24 protein-coding genes and 1 pseudogene are annotated in these 22,978 nt (G+C 67.8%); 14 read left to right on the plus strand and 11 right to left on the minus strand.

The window, feature by feature from the left end; genetic code table 11:
- The first annotated feature begins 280 nt into the window (after nucleotides 1-280).
- Both rpsP and ABD231_RS23080 read left to right on the plus strand, forming a co-directional pair.
- The gene (gene rpsP, locus ABD231_RS23075; protein WP_344155564.1) at nucleotides 281-781 is read left to right on the plus strand and encodes a 30S ribosomal protein S16; all 501 of its coding nucleotides are present in this window, start codon (nucleotides 281-283) and stop codon (nucleotides 779-781) included.
- Between the two features lie 5 nt (nucleotides 782-786).
- On the plus strand, nucleotides 787-1,038 hold the full coding sequence (locus ABD231_RS23080) for an RNA-binding protein (RefSeq protein WP_344155841.1): 252 nt from the start codon (nucleotides 787-789) through the stop codon (nucleotides 1,036-1,038).
- A 51-nt stretch (nucleotides 1,039-1,089) separates the two neighbouring features.
- Here the strand turns inward: ABD231_RS23080 and ABD231_RS23085 are convergent, their stop codons facing one another.
- Genes ABD231_RS23085 through ABD231_RS23110 form a run of 6 tightly spaced genes read right to left on the minus strand, consistent with a single transcriptional unit; the run spans nucleotide 1,090 to nucleotide 7,587 of the window.
- Complete coding sequence (locus ABD231_RS23085) at nucleotides 1,090-2,505, minus strand: gamma-aminobutyraldehyde dehydrogenase (protein ID WP_344155567.1); 1,416 nt, start codon at nucleotides 2,503-2,505, stop codon at nucleotides 1,090-1,092.
- A 55-nt stretch (nucleotides 2,506-2,560) separates the two neighbouring features.
- Nucleotides 2,561-4,174, minus strand: coding sequence for a thiamine pyrophosphate-binding protein (locus ABD231_RS23090; protein ID WP_344155570.1), 1,614 nt, complete (start codon nucleotides 4,172-4,174; stop codon nucleotides 2,561-2,563).
- Complete coding sequence (gene speB / locus ABD231_RS23095) at nucleotides 4,167-5,114, minus strand: agmatinase (RefSeq protein ID WP_344155573.1); 948 nt, start codon at nucleotides 5,112-5,114, stop codon at nucleotides 4,167-4,169. Before speB ends, ABD231_RS23090 begins: the two co-directional genes overlap by 8 nt.
- A gap of 1 nt (nucleotide 5,115) precedes the next feature.
- Nucleotides 5,116-5,868 (minus strand): amino acid ABC transporter ATP-binding protein, encoded by a 753-nt coding sequence (locus ABD231_RS23100; protein ID WP_344155844.1) that lies wholly within the window; start codon nucleotides 5,866-5,868, stop codon nucleotides 5,116-5,118.
- A complete protein-coding gene (locus tag ABD231_RS23105) occupies nucleotides 5,868-6,704 on the minus strand; it encodes an amino acid ABC transporter permease (protein WP_344155576.1) in 837 nt (278 codons plus the stop codon). Before ABD231_RS23105 ends, ABD231_RS23100 begins: the two co-directional genes overlap by 1 nt.
- Before the next feature lies 1 nt (nucleotide 6,705).
- Nucleotides 6,706-7,587, minus strand: a complete 882-nt coding sequence (locus ABD231_RS23110; protein WP_344155579.1) for an ABC transporter substrate-binding protein — start codon at nucleotides 7,585-7,587, stop codon at nucleotides 6,706-6,708.
- 142 nt (nucleotides 7,588-7,729) lie between these two features.
- On the opposite strand from ABD231_RS23110, the gene ABD231_RS23115 reads away from it, so the two are divergent.
- The 9 genes from ABD231_RS23115 to ABD231_RS23155 all read left to right on the plus strand — a co-directional run bounded on the left by ABD231_RS23115 (nucleotide 7,730) and on the right by ABD231_RS23155 (nucleotide 14,389).
- Nucleotides 7,730-8,317 carry a helix-turn-helix domain-containing protein gene (locus ABD231_RS23115; protein WP_344155582.1) on the plus strand — a complete coding sequence of 196 codons (588 nt, stop codon included), beginning with the start codon at nucleotides 7,730-7,732 and terminating at the stop codon, nucleotides 8,315-8,317.
- A 35-nt stretch (nucleotides 8,318-8,352) separates the two neighbouring features.
- Nucleotides 8,353-8,907 (plus strand): ribosome maturation factor RimM, encoded by a 555-nt coding sequence (gene rimM, locus ABD231_RS23120; protein WP_344155585.1) that lies wholly within the window; start codon nucleotides 8,353-8,355, stop codon nucleotides 8,905-8,907.
- Nucleotides 8,904-10,100, plus strand: a complete 1,197-nt coding sequence (gene trmD, locus ABD231_RS23125) for a tRNA (guanosine(37)-N1)-methyltransferase TrmD (RefSeq protein ID WP_344155588.1) — start codon at nucleotides 8,904-8,906, stop codon at nucleotides 10,098-10,100. The genes rimM and trmD overlap by 4 nt, the downstream gene beginning before the upstream one ends.
- Before the next feature lie 189 nt (nucleotides 10,101-10,289).
- Entirely contained in the window at nucleotides 10,290-10,652 is a 363-nt protein-coding gene (gene rplS, locus ABD231_RS23130; protein WP_344155591.1) for a 50S ribosomal protein L19, read from the plus strand.
- Between the two features lie 145 nt (nucleotides 10,653-10,797).
- A complete protein-coding gene (lepB, locus tag ABD231_RS23135) occupies nucleotides 10,798-11,427 on the plus strand; it encodes a signal peptidase I (protein WP_344155594.1) in 630 nt (209 codons plus the stop codon).
- Nucleotides 11,424-12,194, plus strand: coding sequence for a signal peptidase I (gene lepB, locus ABD231_RS23140; RefSeq protein WP_344155597.1), 771 nt, complete (start codon nucleotides 11,424-11,426; stop codon nucleotides 12,192-12,194). Before lepB (ABD231_RS23135) ends, lepB (ABD231_RS23140) begins: the two co-directional genes overlap by 4 nt.
- A 56-nt stretch (nucleotides 12,195-12,250) precedes the next feature.
- Nucleotides 12,251-12,952, plus strand: coding sequence for a ribonuclease HII (locus tag ABD231_RS23145; RefSeq protein ID WP_344155600.1), 702 nt, complete (start codon nucleotides 12,251-12,253; stop codon nucleotides 12,950-12,952).
- 76 nt (nucleotides 12,953-13,028) lie between these two features.
- Nucleotides 13,029-13,352, plus strand: a complete 324-nt coding sequence (locus tag ABD231_RS23150; protein ID WP_012922325.1) for a DUF2469 domain-containing protein — start codon at nucleotides 13,029-13,031, stop codon at nucleotides 13,350-13,352.
- 35 nt (nucleotides 13,353-13,387) lie between these two features.
- On the plus strand, nucleotides 13,388-14,389 hold the full coding sequence (locus ABD231_RS23155) for a hypothetical protein (RefSeq protein ID WP_344155603.1): 1,002 nt from the start codon (nucleotides 13,388-13,390) through the stop codon (nucleotides 14,387-14,389).
- 272 nt (nucleotides 14,390-14,661) lie between these two features.
- On the opposite strand, the gene dprA is transcribed toward ABD231_RS23155, so the two are convergent.
- The 4 genes from dprA to ABD231_RS23175 form a co-directional block, all read right to left on the minus strand.
- Nucleotides 14,662-15,708, minus strand: a complete 1,047-nt coding sequence (gene dprA / locus ABD231_RS23160; protein ID WP_344155847.1) for a DNA-processing protein DprA — start codon at nucleotides 15,706-15,708, stop codon at nucleotides 14,662-14,664.
- A gap of 176 nt (nucleotides 15,709-15,884) precedes the next feature.
- Nucleotides 15,885-17,462, minus strand: a complete 1,578-nt coding sequence (locus ABD231_RS23165) for a YifB family Mg chelatase-like AAA ATPase (protein ID WP_344155606.1) — start codon at nucleotides 17,460-17,462, stop codon at nucleotides 15,885-15,887.
- A complete protein-coding gene (locus ABD231_RS23170) occupies nucleotides 17,462-17,818 on the minus strand; it encodes a YraN family protein (RefSeq protein ID WP_344155609.1) in 357 nt (118 codons plus the stop codon). The genes ABD231_RS23165 and ABD231_RS23170 overlap by 1 nt, the downstream gene beginning before the upstream one ends.
- Nucleotides 17,819-17,927: 109 nt before the next feature.
- Entirely contained in the window at nucleotides 17,928-19,559 is a 1,632-nt protein-coding gene (locus tag ABD231_RS23175) for an APC family permease (protein ID WP_344155612.1), read from the minus strand.
- 136 nt (nucleotides 19,560-19,695) lie between these two features.
- Between ABD231_RS23175 and ABD231_RS23180 the strand changes: the two genes are divergently transcribed.
- On the plus strand, nucleotides 19,696-20,658 hold the full coding sequence (locus ABD231_RS23180) for a tyrosine recombinase XerC (protein WP_344155615.1): 963 nt from the start codon (nucleotides 19,696-19,698) through the stop codon (nucleotides 20,656-20,658).
- A gap of 63 nt (nucleotides 20,659-20,721) precedes the next feature.
- Nucleotides 20,722-21,201, plus strand: a complete 480-nt coding sequence (locus tag ABD231_RS23185; RefSeq protein ID WP_344155618.1) for an RrF2 family transcriptional regulator — start codon at nucleotides 20,722-20,724, stop codon at nucleotides 21,199-21,201.
- A gap of 108 nt (nucleotides 21,202-21,309) precedes the next feature.
- On the opposite strand, the pseudogene ABD231_RS23190 reads toward ABD231_RS23185, so the two are convergent.
- Nucleotides 21,310-21,660: pseudogene (locus tag ABD231_RS23190) on the minus strand (M23 family metallopeptidase); the annotation flags it as partial.
- A gap of 300 nt (nucleotides 21,661-21,960) precedes the next feature.
- On the opposite strand from ABD231_RS23190, the gene rpsB reads away from it, so the two are divergent.
- Nucleotides 21,961-22,887 carry a 30S ribosomal protein S2 gene (gene rpsB, locus ABD231_RS23195; RefSeq protein ID WP_344155620.1) on the plus strand — a complete coding sequence of 309 codons (927 nt, stop codon included), beginning with the start codon at nucleotides 21,961-21,963 and terminating at the stop codon, nucleotides 22,885-22,887.
- Nucleotides 22,888-22,978: the final 91 nt, after the last annotated feature.

Raw genomic sequence — 22,978 nt, forward strand, 5'->3', positions numbered from 1 at the left:
GTGCACAAAGAGCAGCGGGCCCACCTTTGGGCGGGGAGGGCGAGGGGGGCGTACGGCGAGGGGTGGGGGTACGGCGAGGGGTGGGGGGTACGGCGAGGGTGGGTGGGACCGGATTGGGCGGGTGGGCGGGGATCTGGCAGAATGGTTGGCTGAGTCCGTCCAGGTTTGTGCAGCCCTCTAACTCCACGGCCTGGCTCGGCCCATTCGAGCGGTTACTCGTTGTCCCCACGACGCCGTGCTGCTCACCCAGACATGTAATCCCAAGGGAGTTCCCGCAAACGTGGCAGTCAAGATCCGTTTGAAGCGCATCGGCAAGAAGCGTGCGCCGCACTACCGCATCGTCGTGATGGACGCCCGCAACAAGCGTGACGGCCGCGCCATCGAGGAGATCGGCAAGTACAACCCGAAGGCCGAGCCGTCGTTCATCCACGTCGAGTCGGACCGGGCGCAGTACTGGCTGGGCGTCGGCGCGCAGCCGACCGAGGCCGTCGAGGCCATCTTCAAGGCTTCCGGTGACTGGCAGAAGTTCAAGGGCCTGGAGGCTCCGGCCCCGCTGCGGGTCAAGGAGCCGAAGCGCGACAAGCAGGAGATCTTCAACGAGGCGCTGGCCGAGGCCCACGGCACGCTGAAGACCGAGGCCGTCACCGCCAAGAAGACGGCGAAGAAGGCCGCTGCCAAGGACGAGACCCCGAAGGCTGAAGCCGCTGAGGCCAAGGCCGACGAGGCTCCCAAGGCTGACGAGGCCGCTGCCGAGGCCCCGGCCGACGACGCCAAGGCCTGACGGTGATGGAGACCGAGGCGCTGGAGCACCTGGTCCGAGGCATCGTGGACAACCCGGACGACGTGAGCGTCCGGGCCCGTAACCTGCGCCGCGGCCGGACGCTCGAGGTGCACGTGCACCCCGACGACATCGGCAAGGTGATCGGCCGCAACGGCCGGACCGCCACCGCGATCCGCACGGTCGTCGGAGCGCTCAGCGCCGAGCAGTCGCTGCGCATCGACTTCGTTGACGAGTTCAACAAGCGGCCGCGCCGCTAGAGCTCCGCTGAAGGCCGCGTTTCCCACTGGGAGCGCGGCCTTCACGCATGTCTAGCTCCAGGCGCTCATCACGTGCTTGAGCCGGGTGTAGTCCTCGAGCCCGAAGACCGAGAGATCCTTACCGGTACCGGACTGCTTGAAGCCGCCATGCGGTAGCTCGGCCGGCAGGAGTTGGTGGCAGTTGATCCACACGGTGCCGAAGTCCAGTTCGGCGGCCAGGCGGGTCGCGCGGCCGTGGTCGGTGGTCCAGACACTGGAGGCCAGCGCGAGGTCGACACCGTTCGCCAGCCGGATCGCCTCGGCCTCGTCTCTGAACGGCTGCACGGTCAGTACCGGCCCGAAGATCTCCCGCTGGACCACGTCATCGTCCTGCCGCGCCCCGGCGATCACCGTCGCGTCCAGGAAGTACCCCGGTCCACGACCAGTGCCGCCGGCCACGATCTCCGCGTGCGCGGGCAGCCCAGTCAGGAACTCCTCGACCCTGCCTTTCTGATCCGCGCTGTTCAGCGGCCCGAACGCCACCTCCGGCTCATCCGGTGCCCCCGCCCGGCTGGCCCGGGCTGCAGCGCTGAGCTCGTCGACAAACTCGTCGTACGCCGATTGCTCGACCAGCACACGTGTTGCGGCCGTACAGTCCTGCCCGGCGTTGAAGAACCCCGTGAACGCGATCTCCTCAGCCGTCCGCCGCAGGTCGGTGTCAGCGAACACCAGCGCCGGCGCCTTCCCACCCAGCTCCAGGTGCACGTTCTTGAGCGTCGGCGCGGCCGCGGCCATCACCTCGGCACCAGCCCGCGTACTCCCGGTGATCGCCACCATGTCCGGCCGCCGGTGCGTCACCAGCAGCCGTCCGGTGTCCCGATCGCCGCAGACCACGTTCAGCACCCCCGGCGGCAACACCTCCTGCGCCAGCTCGGCCAGCCGGACTGTGCTCCACGGCGTCGTGTCGGCCGGCTTCAGTACGACGGTGTTCCCGGCCGCTAGCGCCGGTGCGATTTTCCAGATCGCCATCATCAGCGGGTAGTTCCACGGGGTGATCTGCGCGACCACGCCGACCGGCTCCCGGCGTACCGAGGAGGTGAAGCCGGTTTCGTACTCCGCCTGCGCGATCCCGCTCAATACCCGGGCCGCACCGGCGAAGAACCGCAACTGGTCGACGCAGGGGAGGAGTTCGAGCTCCCGCGTCGCTTTCCGCGGCTTCCCCGTGTTGCGGACCTCGCACTCGACAAGCTCATCCGCATGCCGCTCCACCAGATCCGCCAGCCCGAGAATCGCCCGCTGCCGCTCACCAGGCGTCGTACGCCGCCAGCCCCGGAACGCCTCGTCTGCCGCCCCGACCGCCGCATCCACCTCGGCCGTGCGCGACCGAGGCGCCGTACCAAGCACCTGCGCCGTAGCCGGATCAACAAACTCCATCGACGCCGCAGCCGTGCTGGCCTCGCCGCCGATCACGTTGGAGAGAGTAGTCACGCCCGCCTCCAGCCGCTCGAGAGATGCGTCGCGGGGTGGCGCTGGCTGAAGGGGGTCACTCTGCGGTCCCGTCGAGGAGGAGGTGGATGAGGGTTGGCCGGTCTGCGGTGAGGGCTGCGGCTGCTAGCTCGCCTAGTACGTCGATCGAGTCCGCCTCGACGCCGTACGCACCGATCGCGCGGGCCATGGCGGGGAGATCCGGTTGGTAGAGGTCGACTGCTTGCGGGGTGATGCCGCGGTCGACCATCTGTTCGCGGATTTCGGCGTAGCCGCCGTTGTTGACCACGATGATCGGGAGCGGCAGGCGGAGCTCGGTCGCGGTGACGAGCTCCTGGATGGTGAACATCGCGGCGCCGTCGCCGAACAGCCCGATCACCGGACGTTCCGGCTGCGCGACCTTCGCGCCGATCGCAGCCGGTAGGCCGTAGCCGAGGGTGGCGTAGCCGGTCGGGTACAGCAGCCGGTTGCTGGTCGTGAACCGCCAGTAGTGGACAGTCCCGTAGTACGTGACCTGTGAGCTGTCGCCCGCGATCACGGTATCGGCCGGGAGCGCGGCTTTGAGTGAGTCCTGGATCGCCGCCCACGGCCCGGCATCCCGGTCAGCATCAGCCCGAATCGCCTTCTGCCACTCGCTCACGTGCGAGGTGTCGAACTGCTGGGTGGTGAACTGGAGCGCCCGACGCGCATCACCCACGACCGCGAGATCAGCACGAAGGTTCTTGTGCAGCTGCTCCGGATCAACGTCGATGCGGACCACCTTGGCGGCCTGCGCGACACCACCCCACAGATCCGAGTCCCCAAGTTCGGTGCCCACGGCAACCACCAGGTCGGCCTCGGCAATCACCCGATGAGCCGCCGGCAGCCGGATCGACGCCCCCAGCGCAACCGGATCCGATTCGTCGACAACACCCTTGCCGTTCACAGTCGTCAGCACCGGTACGCCGTTAGCCGCCAGCGCGCGGATCTCCGCAGCCGCACCCCGTGCCCCACCACCCGCGACCAGCAGCGGCCGCCGAGCCCCCGCAAACGCCGCCTCGATAGCCGCCACCTCAACCGCCGTCGGCTCCCCAAACCCCGCCACCCCAACCGCGGTTGGTCCGGCGAACCCCGCCTCCTCAACCGCGGTTCGTCCGGCGACGGAGCGGCGTACCCACTCGCCTTCCAGGACGTCGACTGGCACTTCCAGGTGCACCGGTCGCGGTCGCCGGGATGTGAACCCGGCGAAGATGTCTGCGATGACTTCCGGCAGTTCGTCGGCGTTCTCCACGCGGATGCTTCGGTCGCACACCGCGTCCAGTGCGCCCTGCTGGTTCTTCAGCTCATGCAGCCAGCCGATGTCCTTCCCGACCGTCCCGCGCGGCGGGCCCGGCGAGATCGCGAGCGTCGGGACCGAGTCGGCGTACGACGTTGCGAGAGCAGTGATCGCGTTTGTGATCCCTGGTCCCGAAGTGGTGATCAGCACCCCCGCGCCGCCCGTCACCCGTGCGTACCCGTCGGCGGCGTACCCGGCCCCTTGCTCATGCCGCGTCACGACGTGCCGGATCCCCGACGATGGCAAATACCGGTAGATCTCCAGATTGTGCGTACCCGGAATGCCAAACACATGCCGCACACCCTGAGCCACCAGACTGTCCACGACGGCCGCGCCGCCTGTCACCGTCTCAGCCATCGGTCCGGGGCGCCATCGCGCTGATCAACTCGTACGCCGCATGCGCAGCCGCGATCCCAGTCACCTCAGCGTGGTCGTACGCCGGCGCCACCTCCACGATGTCCGCCCCAACCAGATTCAGCTCAGCGAAAGCCCGCAGCATCTGCAGCAACTCCCGACTGGTGATCCCACCCGCCTCCGGCGTCCCCGTCCCCGGTGCAAACGCAGGGTCCAGTACGTCGATATCCAGCGACACGTACGTCGGCCGGTCACCAACCCGCGCCTTGATCCGGTCCACCGCCCCACGCCACCCGTGGTCGTCGAACTGATGCGCCCCGATCACCTGGAACCCCAGCACCTGGTCATCAGTCAGATCCTCCCGCGAATACAGCGACCCGCGGATACCCACATGCAGCGACCCGGTCTGGTCGATCAGCCCCTCCTCAGATGCGCGACGGAACGGCGTACCGTGCGTGATCGGCGCACCGAAGTATGTGTCCCACGTGTCCAGGTGCGCGTCGAAGTGCACGACCGCGATCGGCCCGTGCGCCTCGTGCATGACCCGCAGCAGCGGCAGCGCGATCGTGTGGTCGCCACCGATCGTCAACGGCTTCGCGCCGAACCCAATCACCTCACGCACACCCGAGTCGATCTGCTGCACCGCCTCGAGAATGTCGAACGGATTGCACGCGATGTCACCAGCATCGGCTACCTGTTGCAGCGCAAACGGCTCCACATCCTGCACCGGGTTATAGGGACGCAGCAGCTTCGACGACGCCCGGATATGCCCCGGCCCGAAACGCGCGCCAGGCCGGTAGCTGACACCGGAATCGAACGGTACGCCGATCACCGCGACATCCGCGCGGTCCACCTCGTCGATCCGCGGCAACCGCGCGAACGTGGGCGGGCCGCCGTACCGGGGGATCCTGGTTGCATCAACAGGGCCTTGGTTATCGGTCATCTCAGAGCACTTTCTGCAGGAAGGTCCGGGTCCGGGCGTGACTGGGATTGCTGAGCACCTGCGCGGGTGGGCCGGCCTCGACGACGACTCCGCCGTCCATGAAGACCACCCGATGGCAGACCTCCCGGGCGAAACCGATCTCGTGCGTGACCACGATCATCGTCATCCCGTCGGCAGCAAGGCCCTTCATCACCTCGAGCACCTCGCCAACCAGCTCGGGGTCGAGCGCGGAGGTCGGTTCGTCGAAGAGCATCAGCGTCGGCCGCATCGCGAGCGCACGGGCGATCGCCACGCGCTGCTGCTGACCGCCGGACAGCTGGGCCGGGTACGCCGCCGCCTTGTCCGCCAGGCCAACGCGGTCGAGCAGATCGAGTGCCTGCTGCCGCGCTGCCACCCGGGTCTCCCGCTTGACGAACACAGGTGCTTCCATGACGTTCTCAACGGCGGTGCGGTGCGGGAACAGGTTGAACCGCTGGAACACCATTCCGACATGGCGCCGAGCCGCTGCGGTCTCCCGCGGCCGCAGCTCATACTTGCGACCGCCATGGCGCCGGTAGCCGACCAGTTCGCCGTTCACACTGATCTCGCCGCCGTCGATCCGCTCGAGATGGTTGATACAGCGCAGGAACGTGCTCTTGCCGGAACCGGACGGCCCCAGCAGCGACACGACCTCACCGGCCCCGACCGTCAGGTCGATCCCCTTCAGCACCTCGACGTCGCCGAACGACTTCCGCACGTTGACCGCCTCGACCATCATCGGAGCACTCCACGGCTCATGCGGTTCTCCAACCGGTTCTGGACGATGGTCAGGATCGTGGTCAGGACGAGGTACCAGAGACTGGCCACGATCAGCAGCGGGATCTGCTGGAAGTTGCGGCCGTAGATCAGCTGGGCGGTCGTGGTGAGCTCAGGTAGCCCGATCACCAGCACCAGCGATGTCAGCTTGAGCATCGAGATCGTCTGGTTGGCTGTCGGCGGCACGATCAGCCGGGCCGCCTGCGGCAGGATCACGCGCCGGTAGGTGATCCACGGACTCATGCTGAGCGCCTCGGCCGCCTCGCGCTGCCCGGAGTCGACCGATCCGATCCCGGCCCGGACGATCTCGGCCATGTACGCCGCTTCGTTCAGTCCGAGCCCGAGAATCGCGGCCGTGAACTGGGTGATGACGGTGTTCGTCGGCCAGCTGATCAGGTCGGGTCCACCGAACGGCAGTCCGATACTGATCTGCGGTACGACAGTGCCGAGGAAGAACCAGAACAGCAGCTGCACGAGGATCGGCGTACCGCGGAACAGCCAAACGTAGCCTCCGGCAACAGATCGCAGTACCGGGTTCTCGGACAGCCGCATCACCGCGAGGATCGTGCCGAGTACGACACCGACGAGCATCGCGATCACGGTTAGCTGCAGCGTCTTGACCAGGCCGAGCATGATGGACTTCTCGAACAGGTACCCGGCCACCAGATCGAGCCGCAGCTTCGGCGCGGTCGCGACGAAGTGCACGAACACGGCCAGCAGGAAGACGATCACGGCGGCCGCGACCCAGCGGCCTGGATGCCGGAGCCGGACGATCGGCTCGTCGGCGGTGCTCATCTCACTTGCCCTGGTTGATCGGCGCGTCTTTCAGCGCCTGGTCGGTGAGATTCCACTTCGCCAGCAACGCGTCGTACGTGCCGCTCTCGATGACCTTCTTCAACGCGGCCTGCACGGCGTCGCGCAGCTTCGGATTGTTCTTCGGCACAGGGATGCCGACCGGCAGCGTGTCGAACGGCTTACTCGCGATCTCGAACGCGTCCGGCGTCTGCTTCACGTTGTAGGCCAGCGTCAGGTCGAGAGCCAGTACGGCGTCCGCGCGGCCGGACTGGAGTGCCTGGACCGCGCTCGCCTGATCCGGGAACGGCAGCTTGGTCAGCTTGCACTCTTTCGCGATGTCGTCGGCGGTCAGGTCGCCGGTCGCGCTCTTCTCCACCGCGACCGTGCGCCCGCAGAGATCCTTCTTCTCCTTCAAACCGTTCTTGTTGCCCTTGACAACCATGAAGGTGACACCGGAGTTCAGGTAGTCGACGAAGTCCACCGTCTCCTGGCGGGCCTTCTTGTCGATCATGCTGGTCAGCGCGAGGTCGTACCGGCCCGCGTTCAGACCGCCGATGATCCCGTCGAAGTTGGTGTTCTGGAACTCGAACTTGACGCCGAGCACCTGCCCGAGCGCCGCGCCGAGATCCGCGTCGAACCCGAGCACCGTTTTGTTGTCAGCGGCAAAGAACTCCATCGGCGGGAAGCTCACCCCGGAGGCGACCCGGACGGTCCCGGCCTTCTTGATCGGGTCGGGCAGGAGCGCGGCCGCAGCCTCGTCCTTGGTCAACGTGGGAGTCGAGGACCCGCCGGCCGGGGATTCGACCGCGTCGGGCGCCGCACACGAGGTGACGACGAGGGCCGCGGCCAGCGTGGCGGCAAGGGCGAAGCGTGGAATCCGCATGGTGAGTTCTCCCGGACGGTCGGGCCGATGTTTCGAGAATGTTTCATGACAGGCAACAAAGGTTGTCGTACGAGCATCGGGGGCGGCATGATGGGGTGTCAAGGACTCACACTTTGTTTTCCGCCTGATGGAAGGACCTTCGATGCGTCCGTTGCCGGTGTCGCCCTCGAACAACGAGATCCGGATCGGCTCCCGCCTGCGGGCCGCCCGGCAGGCGCACGGCTACACGCTCGACCAGCTCGCATCCGCAGCCGGTCTGACCAAGGGCTTCCTCAGCCGCGTCGAGCGCGACGAGACCTCCCTCAGCGTCGCCTCGCTGATCACCCTGTGCGAAGTGATGAGCCTGGACGTCGGCTCACTCTTCACCGTCCCGGACGTCGCGCTGGTACGGCGAGATGGCGCACCCGCGATCAACCTCGGCGGAGCCGGTGTCGACGAGCGCCTGATGACGCCGCGCGGCCAGTCCCGCGTCCAGGTGGTCCACACCGACGCCGAACCGGGCGGAACCGGCGGTTCGGACTTCTACACGATCAACTGCGAGTACGAAGTCGTCTACGTGATCACCGGCGGCATCGAGATGCTCTTCACCGACCGCCGCGTCCAACTGTCCGCCGGCGACGCCCTGACCTTCCCCGGCGGCGAGCCGCACACCTGGGTCAACTCCAGCCCCACCGAACCAGCCGAGCTCATCTGGGTCCTGACCCCTGCACCCTGGAGCGGCAGCGCCTGAGACACTGTGGCGTTGTCTTCTGAGAGGAACTAGCAGTGCTGGTGATTGTCGGCCGGATCGGCCGGGCGCATGGGATCAAGGGCGAGATCGGCATGATCGTCCGCACGGACGAGCCCGACCTGCGGTTCGCAGACGGTGCGAAGCTGGTCACGACCTCCAAGCCGCCGCGGACGCTCACCGTGGACTCCAGCCGTTGGCACAGCGGGCGGCTGCTGGTGAAGTTCGTCGAGTCGCCGGACCGGACTGCTGCGGAGTTGCTGCGGAACCTGGAGGTCCAGGCCGAGATTGGTGAGGACGAGCGGCCGGAGGACCCTGAGGAGTTCTACGACCGCGAGCTGATCGGTCTGAAGGTTCGCACCACCACTGGTGACGAGGCTGGTGAGGTGATCGACGTGGTCCACCTGCCGTCGCAAGACCTGCTGGAGATCCGCCGGCCGGGCGGCAACGCCGTACTGGTGCCGTTGGTCGAGGAACTGGTGCCGGAGATCGACCTGGACGCGAAGTACGTGACTGTCGCGGACCGGCCCGGTCTGCTCGACCCTGAGGGTGCAGAGGTGGTTCCGTCGGAGCCGGGAGACGCAGGCCGATGAGGTTGGACGTTCTCACCATCTTTCCGGAGTACCTGGCTGCGCTGGACGTTTCGCTGGTCGGCAAGGCCGCGCAGAGCGGACTGCTCGACGTACGGCTGCATGACCTGCGCGAATGGACCTACGACCGGCACCGCACTGTCGACGACACCCCGTACGGCGGTGGCGCGGGCATGGTGATGAAGCCGGAGCCATGGGGTGAGGCGCTGGACGCGGTCGCGCCGCCTGACGGCCCCACGCAACCCCGACTGATCGTGCCGACGCCTGCCGGGCGGCCGTTCACCCAGGCGCTCGCCTACGAACTGGCCGAGGAGCCCTGGCTGGCCTTCGCGTGCGGGCGGTACGAGGGCATCGACGCCCGAGTGGCGGCGTACGCCGGTGAGCGGATGCGCGTCGACGAGGTGTCGATCGGCGACTACGTGCTGAACGGCGGAGAGGTCGCCGTACTCGTGATGGTCGAGGCAGCGGCCCGGCTGCTGCCCGGTGTGATCGGCAATCCGGAGTCACTGGCCGAGGAATCACACTCGGGCGACGGACTGCTCGAGTACCCGGTCTATACGAAGCCCGTGAGCTGGCGGGGTCACGACGTACCGGAGATCCTGCTGTCGGGGAACCACGGCAAGATCGCCGAGTGGCGGCATGAGCAGTCCGTCAGCCGCACCGCCGAGCGCCGTCCGGACCTGCTCGCCGCGTGGGGCGACGTACTGGCCGGCAAGGGCGACGCTGACGCCGTTCGGATCCTCCCTGCCACGGCGGGCGATGCAGGAGAGATCCACACCCTGCAACTGGCCGCCTTCCTCTCCGAAGGACGCCTGTACGACGACTACTCGATCCCTCCGCTGGTGGAGACGGTCGACGCGGCGGCTGAGCGCCTCCAGCAGGGAACCGTCCTCAAGGCGGTCGCGGGCACCCGCATCGTCGGATCGGTTCAGCTGACGGTCGACGGCTCGGTGGCCTACATCGGCCGCATGATCGTGGCTCCCGACTGGCAGGGCCGAGGGCTGGGCAACCGCCTGCTGAAGACCGCCGAGAAGCTCGCCCCGGCAGAGGTGACGACGTACGAGCTCAACACCGGCGGGCTCAGTGAGCGGAACCTGGCCGTGTACAAGAAAGCCGGTTACCGGGAGTTGCGGCGCGAGGCGCAGACCCCGAAGGTCGACCTCGTCCACCTCGCGAAGCGCCGCCGCCGGAAGTGACCGCGATCACCCTGCGTGGCCGGGTCCAGCTGATTTCGTCACGGTGTGGGGCATGTGGCAAGATTGTCTGCTGCTGCTCTTTCGGTGCTCCTGCCACAGGGGGTGACCACCGATCTGGCAGCTTTTCGATGAACTTCACCAACCACCTTCGCGGGTGACCTGTGGCACGCGCGAGAGAAGAGACACCTGATGAGCAACATCCTGAACGAGCTCGACAACGCGAGCAAGCGCGACGACATCCCGGCCTTCCGCGCCGGTGACACCGTGAACGTGCACGTGAAGGTCGTCGAAGGCAACCGTTCCCGCGTCCAGGTGTTCAAGGGTGTCGTGATCCGCCGCCACGGTGGTGGCCTGCAGGAGACCTTCACGGTCCGCAAGGTCAGCTTCGGTGTCGGCGTCGAGCGCACGTTCCCGCTGCACACCCCGATCGTCGAGAAGGTCGAGGTCGTCACCCGCGGCGACGTCCGCCGCGCCAAGCTGTACTACCTGCGCGAGCTGCGCGGCAAGGCAGCCAAGATCAAGGAGAAGCGGGACAACGTCCCGGCCTCCTGAGCCAACGTAACGACGACGGTCACCTATGGCGCCGAGCACTGCGACTCGCGCTCGCCCGCGCTCGGCACCCCGCAGGGCTCGTCGCAGCAAGGGACGTCACCGCAGGCTGAAGCAGCGGAATCCGCTGCTCAGCCTGCTGACCGAGATGACCACCGTGACGGTGCTCGCACTCGTCATCACGGTGGTGCTGCGGCTGTTCGTCGCAGAGGCGTTCTACGTGCCGTCGGAGTCGATGTACGACACGCTCACCAAGGACGACCGGATCCTCGCCGAGAAGATCAGTTACCTGCATCGCGACGTCGACCGCGGTGACATCATCGTCTTCAAGGACCCGGCGAACTGGCTGAACGAAGCGCCGGCCATCCCGGGCCCGTTCCGGCGGATCGGTGAGTTCGTCGGCATCATGCCGCGCAGCGGTGAGGGTCACCTGGTGAAGCGGGTGATTGGGCTGCCCGGCGACAAGGTGATCTGCTGCGACCGCAACGGCCTGGTCACGGTGAACGGGATCGCCCTGGACGAACGCGAGTACCTGCTCAAGGGCGCACACCCCTCCGACATGCCGTTCAACGTCGTCGTACCACCCGGTCATCTGTGGGTGATGGGCGACAATCGGGCCCAGTCGGCGGACTCCCGTGCCCATATGGGCGGCCCCGGTGGCGGGTTCGTCCCGATCGAGAACGTGGTTGGCCGGGCCTGTTGCGTAATCTGGCCGTCTGACCGGATGACGATGCTGCGTCCTCCGGAAACCTTCAAGAAGCCGGGGCTGAAGAAGTGACCGATACACCGACGAAGACGGACGCCGCCAAACCCGCCCATCGTTCGGGCTTCGCGGCTGCCGCCCGCGAGTTCGTGCTGATCGTCGTCGGGGCGCTGATCGTCTCCTCGATCCTGCGGGCGTTCGTCGGCCAGATGTTCATCATCCCGAGCGAGTCGATGGAGAACACGCTGCTGGTCGGTGACCGGGTCGTCGTCGAGAAGATCACCGACGTCAAGCGCGGCGACGTGGTCGTCTTCGAGGACCCGGGCGGCTGGCTCGGCGCCGAGGAGAGCGGCCAGAAGCGCGGCTCGATCGGCCGGTTCTTCGAGGTCGTCGGCCTGCTCCCGGACTCCAGCCACGGTCACCTGATCAAGCGCCTGATCGGGATGCCGGGCGACAAGGTCGAGTGCTGCGACACCAAGGGCCGCCTGCTGGTGAACGGCCAGCCGCTGGAGGAGACCAGTTACCTGTACCCCGGTGACGCCGCCTCGCAGATGGAGTTCCAGGTGACGGTCCCGGCCGGCCGGATCTTCGTGATGGGCGACCACCGCTCCGCCTCCGGCGACTCCCGCGTGCACCTGCAGGACGTCGACGCCGACGGCGGCAACCCCGGCGACGCGGCCTTCGTCCCGCTGGACAAGGTGACCGGCCGCGCGATCCTGGTCGTCTGGCCGGCCGGCCGCTGGGCCAAACTCGGCGTACCGGACACCTTCAAGGCCGTCCCCGCCGCCGCGGGCCCGCCACCGGCCAAGCCCTCGATCTCCCTGACCCCGCCACCCAAGTAGCGCCCGCATTCGTCGGTGGGATTGCCTAGGGTGGTCTGTGTGATGCGGAGGCTTGGATGAGCGTGTTGCCCCGGGGGAGCACGGTACGCCGTGACGCCGGGCTCTACGGGTATGAGCGAGCGCTGCGCCGGGTCGGCCTGGACCCGATCGCCGGCGTGGACGAGGCCGGCCGCGGACCGTGCGCCGGCCCGCTGGTCGCGGCCGCGGTGATCCTGCCCGACGGCAAGCGCGGTCAGATCCCCGAGCTGGCCGATTCCAAGTTGCTCACCGCCAAGGCCCGCGAGCGCTGCTACGAGGAGATCCGCAAGCGGGCAGTGGCCTGGTCGGTGGTCTCGATCGAGGCCCCGGAATGCGACCGCCTCGGCATGCACGTGGCGAACCTCCAGGCGCTCCGCCGCGCCCTGTTCCGCCTCGACGTCCGCCCGTCGTACGTGCTGACCGACGGTTTCGGCGTCGACGGACTCGGCGTACCGGGCCTGGCGATCTGGAAGGGTGACCGCGTGGCGGCTTGTATCGCCGCCGCATCCGTGATCGCCAAAGTGACCCGGGACCGCGTGATGGAACACTGGGACAAGGAGTACCCGCAGTACGGTTTCGCCATCCACAAGGGCTACTGCACCCCCGAGCACCAGGCGGCACTGGACGAATACGGCCCGTGCCCACAACATCGACGGCGGTTCGAGAATGTCCGCCGCAGTCTGCGGCCCGATATGGGACAGAATGTCACCAGTCCCACCGGAGTGGAGAGCGGTCGATGAGCGAGCGTAGCGAGCGAACAATAGACAGAGCTGCCCCAGCGCTCATGACGGAGCCGAGCGCTAGCGAGGTGGAGGCATGAGTGCAGATGATCTCGAGAAGTACGAAACCGATATGGAGCTGCAGCTCTATCGGGAGTACAAGGACGTCGTCGGGATCTTCAAATATGTCGTAGAGACCGAACGGCGCTTCTACCTGTGCAACGCCGTGGACCTCAAGGTCCGCACCGAAGGCGGTGACGTCTACTTCGAGGTGACGATGGCCGACGCCTGGGTCTGGGACGTCTACCGTTCCGCCCGCTTCGTCAAGAACGCCAAGGTCGTCACCTTCCGCGACGTCAACATCGAAGAACTGGCCAAGTCCGACCTGGAAGTCCCCAAGGACTCAGACTTCGGCCGCTGACCCCGCGAACACCCGCCGCCCCGGGAGGTTCTGACGTGAGCTACGTCTACGTGATGCCTGCGGACCACGACCCGCAGCGGCAGGTTTCCGCGTCACACCAACGCACTGCCGAGCGGACACCGCTCGGCAAGGTGCTGCGATGGGTGGCCGAAAAGTCGGTCAACGAGGTCCTGGATGCCGTACTCCGGTTGTTCCTGCAAGGCGGCTGGCCCGTCCGTCTGGCTGGCTCGATCGTCACCGGAGTCGTCGCGGCCTCGGTCGTGTGGCTGGCGTCGGGCACCGTCCTGTCCACGCTCCTGGGGTCAGTCACGGCCACCGCAATCGGCGTCGGCGCGGCTGCCGGACTCGCAATGGGCTTCAGCGGCGGTCTCCTCGCGGGTGCCGGCGCCGGCTGGCTGCTCGCGATAGCTGCCGAGTCAGTCAGCACCGAGCTCACCAAAGACCGCCTCGGCCTACACGTCGGCACCTGGATCGCCTGGTCCCTAGCCGCCCTGGTCGGCGGCCTTGCCGGCTGGCTGGTCGGCCGCCTGACAGACCTAGCCGAACGCCGCTCACCCACCGCCGGTCTAGTAATCCGCATCCTGGGCTACCTCCTACTGTTCGCAGCAACCGCAGTCGTCCTGGTCCGAACCGGCACCTCCACCGCCTTCTGGAGCACCCTAGAGACCCCCGCCGAAGCAGTCGGCCGCCAATCCAACGCCTTCGCCCTAGGCACCGCGGCCGGCATCATCAGCGGCCTAGCAGCCGCCACCTACCTCCGCTGGCTCCTCTCCCCAACCAGCCGAACCCATCAACCGCACCCCACACCCGGCCGGATCCGACCACTCCCCACGCCCGGCCCCTTCCACCGTCGCCACCTCCCCCTGGCCCAAGCAGTCCTAACAGCCCTGACCATCACCCTCGCCGCCAACGACCCCACCCCAGCCAGCAACCTCCCGACAACCGCCGTACTCATAGCCGCCATCTGGACCCTCCCCTGGACCCTAACCCTGGCAATCCACGCCACCACCCACCTCCACCACCGCCTCACCCCCTGAGCCGCCCGCTGAGCCCGCCGCTCAATCTCATGACCCCACACGAGGTTGGTTAGCCGGTTCGGAGTGCACCCAGGCGGTGCTGTCCGGCGGTGCCGGGGAGCGCTACCCCACCGAATCGGCAGGCAGGACTCCCCAGTGTTGTGGGACGGGGTGGCGATTCTCCCCGAACCTGGTTTGGGGAGGGTGTCGAGCCGGTTCGGGGTGGATCGGGGACGTATTTGGGGGGATCCTCCCCGGATCGCGGCAGCTTCGGTTGACACCACCCGAACCGCCTAACCGGGCTGGCGGGTTAGGCACCAGCCGGTGGCGCTTTGGTGGACGAGGTTGAGGGCGGTTAGGGCTTCTAGGGCGTCTTGGGTGGTAGGGAGGTCGAGGCCGGCTGTGGTGGCTATGCGGTGGGTGGGGGCTGGGGTCTGGACGGGGACGGCGTCGAGGGTGCGGCGGAGCTCGTGGGACAGCTCGTCGAACGGGGTTTTGGGGGAGTGCCGGTATGAGGTCAGCCCGGTGCCCAAGGGTGAGACCGCCTCGATGATCTCGGGGACGTCGGTGACGAGTACGGCGTCTCGCTCGCGGATCAGGAGGTGGCTGCCTTCGGACATGCGGGACGTGATGGGGCCAGGAACCGCCATCACTGGGCGGCCGCACTGCTCGGCCCAGCCTGCGCTGTTCAGCGCTCCACTGCGGACTGCTGCCTCGACGATCAGTGTGCCTTGGCTCGCGGCGGCGATCAGGCGGTTGCGAGCGAGGAACCGCAGCTTGCTCGGTGAACACCCCGGTGACAACTCGCTGACCACGAGCCCCTGCTCGACGATCCGGCTGAACAACGCCGAGTTGCTCCGCGGATAGCTCTTGTCCACCCCACAAGCCAACACCGCGACGGTCACACCGCCTATGGACAGAGCCCCGCGATGAGCAGCCGCGTCGATCCCGTACGCCCCGCCCGACACCACGGCGTACCCCTTGCCCGACAACCCAGCCGCCAACTCACCAGCAACATGCGACCCGTACGACGAGCAGGCCCGGGCCCCGACAATCGCGACCGACTGCTCAAGCACCTGCCGCAGGTGTGCCGGCCCCCGCACCCACAACCCGAACGGCACTCCAGCCCGCCGGCTCAACTGTCCCGCCTCCGCCAGCACCTCCACCTGCTCGGGCCACTCGTCGTCCCCCGGAATCACGAACCGCGCCCCCACAGCCGCCGCCCGCTCCAGGTCCCGCTCCGGCTCCACCTTGGCCATCCGCGTCACCCATCGCTCCGTCCCCACCTCCTGACGCCGCAACCGCTCCCACATCTCCACCACCCCAACCCCCTCGAACACCTTCAACGCCGCCAGATCCCCCGGCTCGATTACCCGCCCCAACCCCACCCGAGCCAACCGCTCCGCGTCCCCGCCACCCCCAACCCCAGCCCGAGGAACCCCGTCCGCCGACCCACCTCCGCCAAACTCGTCGACAAAACGGCTCTGGATAGTGGTTGCTGGGGCGCAGGTGGGGGTCATGAGGGGGTTCCTTTGAGGGGGCGGGTGTCGGACAGAGGGGTGAGGGTTTCGCCGGTGCGGAGTTGGAAGGCTTCGTGGGTTAGTTCGAGGGTTGGCTGGGGGAGGCCGCGGAGGTCGGCGAGGGTCCAGGCGAGGCGGACTACGCGGTCGAAGCCGCGGCCGGTGAGGCGGCCGGTGGAGTAGTGGTCTTCCAGGAGTTGCTGGGCTTTCGAGTCGAGGGGGAAGTCGCGGCGGAGGACGGCGCCGGGGACCTGGCTGTTGAGGGTCCATGGGCTGTTGCGAAAGCGGGCGGATTGGCGATCTCGGGCGGCCTGGACGCGGGCGGCTACGGCGGCTGTGGGCTCGGAGGATTCTGTGTCGGCGCTGCTGCGGCCGGCGGGGAGGATCTGGCGCTGGATGTCTAGGCGGTCTTTGATCGGGCCGCTGATGCGTTGTCGGTAGCGTGCGAGTGCTTGGGGTGTGCAGTTGCAGACGGCCTGCCGGACGCCGGACATGCCGCAGGGACAGGGATTCGCGGCCAGGACCAACATGAAACGGGCTGGGAATTTCGCCACCGCCGCCGATCGATGAACCTCGACGAAGCCGGACTCCAGCGGCTGCCGCAAAGTGTCCAGAGTCAGCGGATGCATCTCGGGGGCCTCGTCGATGAACAGGATTCCGCGATGTGCACAGCTGATAGCTCCCGGGCGAGGTACGCCCGAACCGCCGCCGACCAGGCTCGACAACGACGCCGTGTGATGGGGCGCGATGAACGGTGGCCGCGAGACCAACTCAGCCTCTCCGGTGAGCATCCCGGCCAGCGAATGCACCGCCGACACCTCCAGCGATTCGTCGGTACTGAGATTCGGCATCAACCCCGCCAGCCGCTCGGCCAGCATTGTTTTGCCCGAACCGGGCGGGCCGTGCAGGAACAGGTGATGACCACCTGCGGCCGCCGCTTCGATCGCTCGCCGGCCCTCGTCCTGCCCGATCACGTCGTGCAGATCGACCTCCGGGACCCGAGTCAGCGACTCCGACAGCAGTCGTGGCTCGGGATGCGGAGCTGCCTCGTCCGGAATCTCGACCCCGCGCAACAACGCCAGCACCTGCCGCAGTGACCGCACCCCATAGACCTCGATCCCCGGAACCAGCCGGGCCTCACCCGCATTCAGCTCCGGTACGACGATTCGGTCGAAACCGGACCTGGCGACCGCCAGCGTCATCGCGAGGGCACCGCGGACCTCCCGGATCCGGCCGTCCAGCCCGAGCTCGCCGATGATCGCGGTGCGCCGCGACGACACTGGCTCGACGACCCCGGCCGCCGCGAGTAGGGCGCAGGCGATGGCGACGTCGTAATGTGAGCCCGTCTTCGGCAGGGTTGCAGGGGAGAGGCCGATGGTGACCTTGCGGTCTGGGAACTTCTCACCGCTGTTGACCACGGCCGCGCGGACTCGGTCCCGGGCCTCCGAGAGCGAGGCGTCCGGCAGGCCGATCAGGGTGGTCTTGGGTAGGCCCTGAGCGATATCGGCCTCGACCTCGACCAGATGTCCCTCGAGCCCGACCAGGGCGACGGACCACATGTGCGCGAGCGTCATCAGGCCGCCCCTCGCAGATGATCCACTTGTGGGGGAGCGCCTTGGGTGATCAGGACGGCGACGAAGTCGATCCGGACCGCCCGCGGCCGGACCTCGTGGCTGCGGAGCCAGGCGCCGGCCAGCTTCCGCAACGTGGTGAGCTTGCGGTACGTGATCGACTCCAGCGGCGACCCGTAACCGAGCCCTCGCCGGGTCTTCACCTCGCACACGACGAGGGTGTCGCCTTCGCGGGCGACGATGTCGATCTCGCCGATCGCGCAGCGCCAGTTGCGCTCGAGGATGACGAGACCTTGGTTCGTGAGATACCTGCTGGCGAGCTCCTCGCCGTACTGCCCAACCGCGTTGCTGGTTCGCATCGTTGACCACCTCCGACAGAGAAGATGCCGGGATGGAGCCTCGATTTCGGAACGACTTCGCCGCCTGTGGAAAACCACAGACGGCGAAGGATGTCCGGCGCGAAGTACGTCAGTTGCGCATGTGTTTACCGCGGGTGGGCTTCTGCTGATTCTGCTGGGGAGTGCGGATCGCCTTCAGCTCACCGGTGCGCTCCGGCTCCTGCCGGATGGCCTGCAGGCCGCCCGTCCCGGGGTCGGTGTCACCGATGTCGAACTCCCAGCTGTCCTCGTTGGCCAACCGGCTGTGCCAGCGTCCGTAGAGGCCGTAGATCGCCAACCCGACCGCCATCCAGATACCGAACTTGGCCCAGGTGCTGGTCTTCAGGTTGAGCATCAGCCACACCGTCGCGCCGAGCGACAGCAACGGGACCAGCGGCACCATCGGCACCCGGAAACCACGCTCGAGATCCGGCTCGGTGCGCCGCAGTCTGAGCACGCCGACCGCACAGAACGCGAAGCAGAACAGGGCCCCGATGACGAGCAGTTCCTCGAGTTGCAGCACGCTTGGGTAGAGCGTCAGGGCCACCGCGGCCAGACCGGCCACACCCGCGGCTCGGGCGGGCGAGGAGTAGACCCGGCTGACTCGTCCGAGGCTCTTCGGCAGCAGGCCGTCACGGCCCATGTTGAACAGCACGCGGCTCTGGCCGATCAGGACCACCATGATGACGGTCATCAGCGCCAGCAAGGCGCCGAGATTGACCACCTTGGCTGCCCAACCGACCCCGACTGCCGCCAGGGCACTGGAGACCGGGGCACTGCCACCGAGCTGACCGTACGGCCGCATGCCCACCAGGACGACGGCCATCGCGACGTACAGGATCGTGACGGCGCCGACGCCGAGCAGCATGCCCTGCGGGACCGTCTTGCGCGGGTTCCGGGCGTCCTCGGACGCGGTCGCGATCAGGTCGAAACCGATGTAGGCGAAGACGATCGTGCTCGCGGCGGTGAAGATTCCCATCGTCCCGAAGGTGCCGAACGACGAATCGAGTATCCAGCTGAACAACGTCGGACTCGCCGTCGCCGGCGCTGCTCGGGAGATCGGCACGAACGGCGTGTAGTTGTCCCAGTTGATGTGCGTCGCGCCGACCACGATCACCAGCAGGATGACCGCGACCTTCGCGACCACGACCACGGTCAGGACCCGGGCGGACAGCTTCGTCCCGGTGACGACCATCGCGGTGAGCAGGAGCAGCAGTAGCGGCGCGACCAGGTTGACCTTGGCCGTCGGGTCGAAGTACTTCGCCACACCGTCGGACAGGGTGATGCCGAAACTGTCCAGTGTGGCCAGCAGGTACGCCGACCAGACCCGGGCGACGATCGCGGCGGCGGTGACGAGCTCGAGCACGAGGGCCCAGCCGACCAGCCAGGCCCACATCTCGCCGAAGGTCACGTAACTGAAGGTGTAGGCACTACCCGAGACTGGGATCGTCGAGGACAGCTCGGCGTAACAGGCCGCGGCCAGCAGGCACACGATCGCCGCGATGACGAACGACAGGATCACGGCCGGACCGGCGGTCAGGGCCGCCTGGTTGCCGCTGATACTGAAGATGCCGGAACCGATCATCACGCCCAGGCCGAGAACGACCAGGTCGCGACGACCGAACAGGCGCGGCAGACGGTGCCGTGCATCCTCGACTCGAGTGAACGCCGACTCGACCGGCAGGCGCCGGCCTACGGTCTGTCCGTTCGCTGAGGGGGCCATGGTCAGGGGTGCCTCCGTTGCTACTAGGGCAATCGGGCCGAACAGTAGTCGACCCTCGGGCTATCGACCAGCCCTCCTCTTCTCGACGTCCGCGCGGTGGCTTGCGATGGCGGTCCCACTCCCGCATGGTCGAGGCATGACGCCGGGCGAAGTCAGTGCGAACCCGTCACCCACACCGGAGAGCACAGCCCTTCCGGAGGGTTTCACGGTGTTACTGACCGACTACGAACGGCATCTGACGGCGGAAAGAGACCTCAGCAAACACTCTGTCAGAGCGTACCTCGGAGACATCGCGGATCTACTCGATCATTTGATTCGGCTTGGTCACAACGATCTCTCGGGACTCGACATCCGTGGCCTGCGGTCCTGGCTGGCCAAGCAGCAGAGTCTGGGCAAGTCGCGGAGCACGATGTCCCGCCGGGCGACCGCCGCCCGGGTCTTCACCGCCTGGGCCAACCGGACCGGGCGGATCGCGACCGATCCCGGCGCACTGCTGGCGAGTCCGCGGCCGCACAAGAGCCTTCCGGGCGTGCTCAACCTGACCGACACGCGGGCCGTGCTGGACGCCGCCGCGGTCGCTGCCGACGACGGCAGCCCGGTCGGGCTGCGCGATCTCGCGATCATGGAGTTGCTCTACGCAACGGGTATCCGGGTCGGCGAGCTCTGCTCGCTGGACATCGACGACATCGACACGTCCCGCCGGGTCGTGCGGGTCTTCGGCAAGGGCCGCAAGGAACGCTCGGTCCCGTACGGCGTGCCGGCCGCCGCGGCGCTCGACCGCTGGCTCGTCGAGGCGCGCCCGCAGTTGGCCCGCTCCGGGAGTGGACCCGCGGTTTTCCTCGGGGCGCGGGGCGGTCGGATCGATCAGCGGGCGGTACGGCGGTTGGTGCACGAGCGGATCGCGGTCGTCGAGGCGCCGGACCTGTCGCCGCACGGCTTGCGGCACACAGCGGCGACGCACCTGCTGGAGGGTGGCGCGGACCTGCGTAGCGTGCAGGAGTTGCTCGGTCACGCTTCGCTGGCGACCACGCAGATCTACACCCATGTCTCGACCGACCGGCTCCGCAAGGCCTACGAACAGGCTCATCCGCGGGCCTGAGCGGAGGTGTGTCGCTGCACCTGGTGCGGCGGCGAGCGCCCGCGATGCGGCAGACTGCGGACTATGCGGGTTTCGGCGAAGTCTGACTATGCGTTGCGGGCGCTGATCGAGATCACCCAACGATGGGTGGCCAACGACCCCTCGGTGGTGTCGGCCGAGGAGCTCAGTCGCGCACAGGCGATTCCGCACGGCTTCCTGCAGGGCATCCTGGCCGATCTGCGGCGGGCCGGCATCCTGGCCAGCCAGCGCGGGCAGTCCGGCGGCTGGAAGCTCGCGGTGGATCCCAACGAGATCTCGGTCGCCGATGTGATGCGGGCCGTCGACGGGCCGATCGTGAGCATCTCCGGTGTGCGGCCGGAGAGCGTCGCCTACAACGAGCGGGCCATTGTCCTGCAGCGGGTCTGGATCGCCGCGCGGGCCAGCCTGCGTGACGTCCTCGAGCACACGACGCTGATCGACCTGGCCAAGAACAAGCTCCCGGCCGGGGTTGAGCGGCGCTCCAAGGACGACGACGCCTGGCAGGCGCGCGTCCCCGGTAGCTGACTGGTTGAGCGGCAACAGCCGGACCGGTCGGTCGGGGAGCAGGGTCAGCGGGTCGAGATAGCGCTCGCCCTCACGTAGACCCCAGTGCAGGCAGGTCGCGGGTGCGCAGTGCGATCCGGCGGCTGACAGGTGGCCGATGATCGTGCCGACGGTCACCACCGTCCCGGCGCGAACCGCGGGCACGACCGGTTGATACGTCGTACGGCGTGGGCCGGAGGCGACCGTGACCACGCCGAGCCCGGCCACCGAACCGGCGTACGCGACTGTGCCGGCTTGAGCCGCGAGGACGGGTTGACCAGGGGAGCCGGCCAGGTCCAGCCCGCGATGACCCGGGAGCCACGGCTCAGCGGGGTTGTCGAAGCCGTGGACGACGACGGGCCGGGGATCGAGCGGCCAGGCGGCGTCCGGAGGCGGCGCGAGGGCGGTCGGTAGGGCGAGGATGAGGCTGCAGAGGTTCATGCTTGGAAGATGCCGTTGAAGTGGGTGTTTCGCGGGCGCGAATTTGGTGCCTGTGGACAAGGTGGTCCCGGTTCGCTTCCGGTGGGGTTGGTCCCGTAGACTCTCCGTGGCGTCTCACCTCGCGTGGGGCGACTACGCATGCCCGCACCACTGTGCGACTCCCTCGGTCCCGGCCTCACCGCCTGGGATGGGGTCGGACGACGGGCATCAGGCGCGGCGGGCCGACCGGTCCGTTGCGAAACAACCGAGAGTGCGTTGCCCGGGGCGATACCTGGGGGCGCGCGACAGGAGGACCACCTCATGGCCGTCGTGACCATGAAGCAGATGCTCGAGAGCGGTGTCCACTTCGGGCACCAGACCCGGCGCTGGAACCCGAAGATGAAGCGATTCATCCTCACCGAGCGCAACGGCATCTACATCATCGACCTGCAGCAGTCGCTGTCCTACATCGACCGGGCGTACGAGTTCGTCCGCAGCACGGTCGCCGCCGGTGGCGCGATTCTGTTCGTCGGCACCAAGAAGCAGGCGCAGGAAGCGATCGCCGAGCAGGCGACCCGGGTCGGCATGCCCTACGTGAACCAGCGCTGGCTGGGCGGCATGCTCACCAACTTCCAGACCGTCAACAAGCGGCTCCAGCGGCTCAAGGAGCTGGAGCTCATCGACTTCGACGACGTCGCGGCCTCCGGTGTCACCAAGAAGGAGCTGCTGCAGAAGCGTCGCGAGCACGACAAGCTGCTCAAGACCCTCGGCGGTATCCGCGACATGGCCCGGGTTCCGGCCGCCGTGTGGATCGTGGACACCAAGAAGGAGCACCTCGCGGTCGACGAGGCGCGCAAGCTCAAGCTGCCGATCATCGGCATCCTGGACACCAACTGCGACCCGGACGAGGTCGACTTCCCGATCCCGGGGAACGACGACGCGATCCGTTCGGTCGGCCTGCTGACCCGCGTGGTCGCCGACGCCGTCGCCGACGGTCTGATGTCGCGTGGTGGCCAGGGCGCTGCCGCGGCCGGCGAGGAGCTGGGTGCCGAGGAGCCGCTGGCTGCCTGGGAGCGCGAGCTGCTGGAGAGCCAGAACGGCGCTGCGAAGGCCGACGAGGCCCCCAAGGCTGACGAGGCCCCCAAGGCCGAAGAGGCTGCGGTCGTGACCGAGGCTCCGGTTGCCGAGGCTGCTCCGGTTGCCGAGGAGACCCCGGCCGCCGAGGCCCTGAAGGCCGACGAGGCCTGAGACCCGCTGATCCTGCCGCCCGCCTCAGCGGGCGGCAGGGCACCGGACAGCTCCGCCCATCCAGCCGCATCGACACAGACGAGAGAACGAG

The sequence above is a fragment of the Kribbella yunnanensis genome (assembly GCF_039529655.1).
In the GTDB taxonomy this organism is placed as follows: Bacteria; Actinomycetota; Actinomycetes; order Propionibacteriales; family Kribbellaceae; genus Kribbella; species Kribbella yunnanensis.

What these genes read in the sequence shown, in the direction of transcription:
- ABD231_RS23080 (WP_344155841.1), top strand. Translation starts at nt 787, where the DNA reads ATGGAGACCGAGGCGCTGGAGCACCTGGTCCGAGGCATCGTGGACAAC.
- ABD231_RS23090 (WP_344155570.1), bottom strand. Translation starts at nt 4,174, where the DNA reads ATGGCTGAGACGGTGACAGGCGGCGCGGCCGTCGTGGACAGTCTGGTG.
- speB (WP_344155573.1), bottom strand. Translation starts at nt 5,114, where the DNA reads ATGACCGATAACCAAGGCCCTGTTGATGCAACCAGGATCCCCCGGTAC.
- ABD231_RS23100 (WP_344155844.1), bottom strand. Translation starts at nt 5,868, where the DNA reads ATGGTCGAGGCGGTCAACGTGCGGAAGTCGTTCGGCGACGTCGAGGTG.
- ABD231_RS23105 (WP_344155576.1), bottom strand. Translation starts at nt 6,704, where the DNA reads ATGAGCACCGCCGACGAGCCGATCGTCCGGCTCCGGCATCCAGGCCGC.
- ABD231_RS23110 (WP_344155579.1), bottom strand. Translation starts at nt 7,587, where the DNA reads ATGCGGATTCCACGCTTCGCCCTTGCCGCCACGCTGGCCGCGGCCCTC.
- ABD231_RS23115 (WP_344155582.1), top strand. Translation starts at nt 7,730, where the DNA reads ATGCGTCCGTTGCCGGTGTCGCCCTCGAACAACGAGATCCGGATCGGC.
- trmD (WP_344155588.1), top strand. Translation starts at nt 8,904, where the DNA reads ATGAGGTTGGACGTTCTCACCATCTTTCCGGAGTACCTGGCTGCGCTG.
- rplS (WP_344155591.1), top strand. Translation starts at nt 10,290, where the DNA reads ATGAGCAACATCCTGAACGAGCTCGACAACGCGAGCAAGCGCGACGAC.
- lepB (WP_344155594.1), top strand. Translation starts at nt 10,798, where the DNA reads ATGACCACCGTGACGGTGCTCGCACTCGTCATCACGGTGGTGCTGCGG.
- ABD231_RS23145 (WP_344155600.1), top strand. Translation starts at nt 12,251, where the DNA reads ATGAGCGTGTTGCCCCGGGGGAGCACGGTACGCCGTGACGCCGGGCTC.
- ABD231_RS23150 (WP_012922325.1), top strand. Translation starts at nt 13,029, where the DNA reads ATGAGTGCAGATGATCTCGAGAAGTACGAAACCGATATGGAGCTGCAG.
- ABD231_RS23165 (WP_344155606.1), bottom strand. Translation starts at nt 17,462, where the DNA reads ATGACGCTCGCGCACATGTGGTCCGTCGCCCTGGTCGGGCTCGAGGGA.
- ABD231_RS23170 (WP_344155609.1), bottom strand. Translation starts at nt 17,818, where the DNA reads ATGCGAACCAGCAACGCGGTTGGGCAGTACGGCGAGGAGCTCGCCAGC.
- ABD231_RS23175 (WP_344155612.1), bottom strand. Translation starts at nt 19,559, where the DNA reads ATGGCCCCCTCAGCGAACGGACAGACCGTAGGCCGGCGCCTGCCGGTC.
- ABD231_RS23180 (WP_344155615.1), top strand. Translation starts at nt 19,696, where the DNA reads ATGACGCCGGGCGAAGTCAGTGCGAACCCGTCACCCACACCGGAGAGC.
- ABD231_RS23185 (WP_344155618.1), top strand. Translation starts at nt 20,722, where the DNA reads ATGCGGGTTTCGGCGAAGTCTGACTATGCGTTGCGGGCGCTGATCGAG.
- rpsB (WP_344155620.1), top strand. Translation starts at nt 21,961, where the DNA reads ATGGCCGTCGTGACCATGAAGCAGATGCTCGAGAGCGGTGTCCACTTC.